General features: G+C 68.1%; 3 protein-coding genes and 1 pseudogene. All 4 read right to left on the bottom strand.

Annotation, left to right across the window (positions count from 1 at the left end; all coding sequences use genetic code 11):
• On the bottom strand, positions 1-750 hold a 750-nt coding region (locus tag AC1DHX_RS20290), incomplete at its 3' end, for a proteasome accessory factor PafA2 family protein (protein WP_476900426.1).
• Complete coding sequence (gene arc, locus AC1DHX_RS20285; protein WP_476900425.1) at positions 747-2558, bottom strand: proteasome ATPase; 1812 nt, start codon at positions 2556-2558, stop codon at positions 747-749. The genes AC1DHX_RS20290 and arc, both read right to left, overlap by 4 nt.
• Positions 2559-2642: 84 nt before the next feature.
• Positions 2643-3740 carry a tRNA (adenine-N1)-methyltransferase gene (locus AC1DHX_RS20280; protein ID WP_476850915.1) on the bottom strand — a complete coding sequence of 366 codons (1098 nt, stop codon included), beginning with the start codon at positions 3738-3740 and terminating at the stop codon, positions 2643-2645.
• Positions 3741-3841: 101 nt separating this feature from the next.
• Positions 3842-4345 (bottom strand): annotated as a pseudogene (locus AC1DHX_RS20275) (site-2 protease family protein); the annotation flags it as partial.

Below are 4345 nucleotides of genomic sequence, written 5' to 3'. Positions count from 1 at the left end.
CTGGTAGCCGGCCCGGGCGCTGTCCTGCCCGAGGCCCACCCGTCCGGCACCGCAAATGATCTGCCGGGTGRCGAAAAACGGTGTGAGGCCGCGCACGATTTCGCCGAAGGGCACCGAGCGGGGCATCAGGTAGTTCTCGTGCGAGCCGTAGGAGACCGACTTGTTGTCCGTGTTGTTCTTGTACAGGTTGATGGGCGGCAGTTCGGGATCCGCAGCGAGGCGCCGGACCGCGGCCAGTGCCACGAGGTCGCCGGCGGCGTCCCACGTGACGGCGGCGCGGGGGTTGGTCACCTCGGGGCTGGAATACTCCGGGTGGGCGTGGTCCACGTACAACCGTGCGCCGTTGCCCAGCACCATGTTCATCAGCAGCGTGCCGGACTCGTCCTCGCCGTCGGCCTCSAGTTCCTGCCGCCCGTAGGCGAGGGCGAYMGCCTCGGCGTCGAGGACGGGAGGCTGGTCGGTGAGTTGTTCCGGGTCCGCGCTGCTGCGCTCCAAGGTCCAGCCGCGGGCGTCGTGCAGCGGTTCCTCGTCCGTGTAGTCCCACCGGGTCTCGGCGCCGCCGGCGGCCCGCTGCCGGGTCACCTGCGCGTACGCCTGAATGACCCGGGCTGACATCATCGTGGCGTTGGCTCCCGGGGCCGAGGGCGCGTGGATGCCGTATTCGGTCTCCGATCCCATGACCCGCATCGCCCCGCCGACCGGCAGCCCGCCCGCGGTGTCGGCGGGCTTGCCGGGGACAACAGCCGTCACAGGTACTGGCCTGTGCTGGGCATCGTCTCGATGGACTTCCCGGGCTCCTGGCCGGCCTTGCCCTGGACGATGGTGCGGATGTACGTGATGCGCTCGCCCTTCTTGCCGGAGATGCGTGCCCAATCGTCCGGGTTGGTGGTGTTGGGCATGTCCTCGTGTTCACGGAACTCGTCCACGACCGCCCGGAGCAGGTGGTCGATCCGCAGGCCCTTCTGGCCGAYGGTCAACAGGTCCTTGATGGCGTACTTCTTGGCCCGGTCCACGACGTTCTGCACCACGGCGCCGGAGTTGAAGTCCTTGAAGTAGAGCATTTCGGTGTCGCCGTTGGCGTAGGTGACCTCGAGGTATTCGTTGGACTTCTCGGTGGAGTACATCGCCTCGACGGTGCGTTGGACCATGGCGTCCACGGTCGCCTGCACGTCGCCGTTGTGCTCGCCGAGGTCGGATTCGTGGAAGGGCAGGTCCGTGGTGATGTACTTGTTGAATATGTCGGCCGCGGCCTCGGCGTCGGGGCGCTGGATCTTCACCTTCACGTCCAGCCGGCCCGGGCGCAGGATCGCCGGATCGATCATGTCTTCCCGGTTCGAGGCGCCGATCACGATCACGTTGTCCAGCCGTTCGACGCCGTCGATCTCGCTGAGGAGCTGCGGGACGATGGTGGTTTCGACGTCGGAGGAAATGCCGGTGCCGCGGGTGCGGAACAGCGAGTCCATTTCGTCGAAGAACACCACCACCGGGCTGCCCTCGGACGCCTTTTCCCGGGCGCGCGCGAAGATCAGGCGGATGTGGCGTTCGGTCTCGCCGACGTACTTATCGAGCAGCTCGGGTCCCTTGATGTTCAGGAAGTAGCTCTTCATGTCCGTCTTGCCGGCGCGCTCGGCGGCCCGGGCGGCCAGCGAGTTGGCCACGGCCTTGGCGATCAGGGTCTTGCCGCAGCCGGGCGGCCCGTACAGCAGGATGCCCTTGGGCGCCTTCAGCCCGTGCTCCCGGTACAGGTCCGGGTGCAGGAAGGGCAGTTCGACGGCGTCGCGGATCTGTTCGATCTGCGGGCCCAGTCCGCCGATGTCCTGGTAGGTGATGTCCGGGACTTCCTCGAGCACGAGGTTCTCCACTTCCGAGCGCGGGATCTTTTCCAGCGCGTACCCGGTCCGGGAATCAATCGAGAGCGCGTCGCCGACCCGGAGCCGCTGGGCGAGCAGGGCACCGGAGAGCCGGATGACCCGCTCCTCGTCGGCGCGGCCCACCACCAGCGCACGGTCAGGCCCCAGCATTTCCTTGAGCGTGACGAGGTCCCCGGCCCGCTCGTAGCCGAGTCCGGCGACCACCATCAGGGCCTCGTTGAGCAGGACTTCCTGCCCGACGGCGAGCTGGCTGATGTTGACCAGCGGGCTGATCCCAACCCGCATCTTGCGGCCGGCGTTGAAGATATCCACGGATTCCTCCGTGGCCGCCTGGCCGCTGTTCCCGGCCGTCGGCTGCCGTTTGGGGTTGAGCTGGAGGATGGTGCCGAAGCTGTACGGTGGCTGTCCCTCCTGGTCGAGGGCGTTTTTCAGCCGAAGGATCTCGGCCTTGGCCGTTTCCAGCATGCTGACCAGTTTGGAGTTGTTCTGCGTCGCGGCGGCGAGCTGGCGGTCAATGTGGCGGAGCTTGTCCCGGAGGATGTTGACCTGCCGCTCGGCGACGGACAGTTCATTGGCGGCATACCGGTCACCCTCGCCGGCTGCGGCGCGGGCCGCATCCGTGCGGGCGGCAGCATCCGCTGCGTCCTCGGCCGGTGTGCGGCCCGGGTCAGTATTCGGAGTCTCCATCGTGCATCAGCCCCTTCCTGCTCTTCTGTTAAGACCATAGCCCTAAGAAGGCGGGTGCCGCTGGAGACATCCGAAATATGCTGCCTAGTTCGTTATCTCCGGGGCGTCGACGACGTTCGTTCCGGCGATTGCGTCGCGGGCGGCGCGGCGCAGCTTTTTGTCCGAGACCGCACGCTCGCCCACAGCGCCCGGGGTCCAGGCGTTGACGTCTTCTTCGTTAAAGTCGGTCTTGGAGGGGCGGCGCTTTACCGAAATGCCCGTGACGCCGTCGGCGAGGCGGCGGGTAACCAGCAGGAAACCCGTGTGGGCGACCATGCGGTGGTCCGGGCGGACGGCCAGGCCTTCGAGATGCCAGCCGCGGACCATGGATTCCCACGCGTCGGGTTCGGTGAAGCGTCCGTCCGCGCGGATGGCTTCGGCTGTCCGCGAAAGCTGCGTCACRGTSGCGACATARTTGATCCACACGCCGCCGGGGGCCARRACGGTGGCKACGGCGTCGAGGCATTCCCACGGCGCGAGCATGTCCAGGACCACGCGGTCCACGGAGCCGGGTTCCTCGGTGCGCACCACTTCCTCCTGGAAGTCGCCAAGGGAGATCTTCCAGGCCGGGTGCGGTCCGCCGAAGATGGTCTCGACGTTGCCGCGGGCGATGTCCGCGAACTCCTGTCGGCGTTCGAAGGAATGCAGGTAGCCGTTGTCCCCCACCGCGCGCAGCAGGGAGATGGACAGGGCGCCCGAGCCGACACCGGCTTCGACAACGCGTGCGCCCGGGAAGATGTCCGCCATGGTCACGATCTGGCCGGCGTCCTTGGGGTAGACGACGGCCGCGCCGCGGGGCATCGAGAGCACGAAGTCCGAGAGCAGCGGACGCAGGGTCTGGTACTGCTGTCCGACGTTGTTGACCACCACTGAGCCGTCGGGCTTGCCGATGATCTCGTCATGGTTCAGGAAGCCCCGGTGGGTGTGGAAGGCCCCGCCGACTTCGAGGGTGATCGTGTTCATGCGGCCGCGCTCATCCGTGAGCTGGACGCGTTCGCCTTCGCGGAAGGGTCCGCGGCGGCGCGCCGCGCCGGTGGCACCATTAGCGCTGGCGGCAGTGCTGCCCCCGGCGGTGGGAGTGTCGGTGCCTGCGGCGGCGGTGGTGTTGGCAGTGTTAGTGCCTGCGGCGGTGTCGCTGCTCATGAAGATGTTCCTCGCTCCTGTAAAGCTGTGTGGCCGCGGACATGCCGGCGGGCACCGGTCCTTGCGCGTGGGGGCCGGAAATTCACGACCGCCCAGTAACTCTACCGGTTCTGCCCCTGGTTCTGGCGTTCGTTCCGGTACTTGCCCGTTATGGCCCGGACGACGGCGGACTGGCGCAGCAGCCCGGTGACGGCGCCCTCGCGGTTCACCACCGCGTACTCCTGGCCCTCGAGCTGGGCCAGGTACTGGACGAGCTCCTGGCCCTTGGACCATTCCGGGACATAGGCGCCCGCGCCAAGGGGGTAGGAGACCGCGGTCAGGGCGGTCGCTGCGGCCAGTCCGGCAGGCACACTGGCTGCGGCGCCGGCGTCGACGATGGCCACGGGACGGCCGTCCCGGTCGCACAGCACCACGGCGGGCTTTCCTGCCGGCGCCCGGTCCAGGAGGTCCGCGACCGTCGCGGTTTCCGGAAGGCCGAGGGCGGGTTCGGCGAGGGCCGCGGCGTCGACGAGGTGCAGCCGGCGCCGCAGGCGGGCCTGCTGGATCGCGGCCGACGCCCCCATCCACAGGAAGCTGCCCACCAGGGCGGTGATGAGGGTGAAGGA

It is taken from the genome of Arthrobacter sp. 05N33_2 (assembly GCF_056397425.1).
Note: the sequence above shows the minus strand (reverse complement) of the source record. Positions and strands in the feature narration are given on the sequence as shown.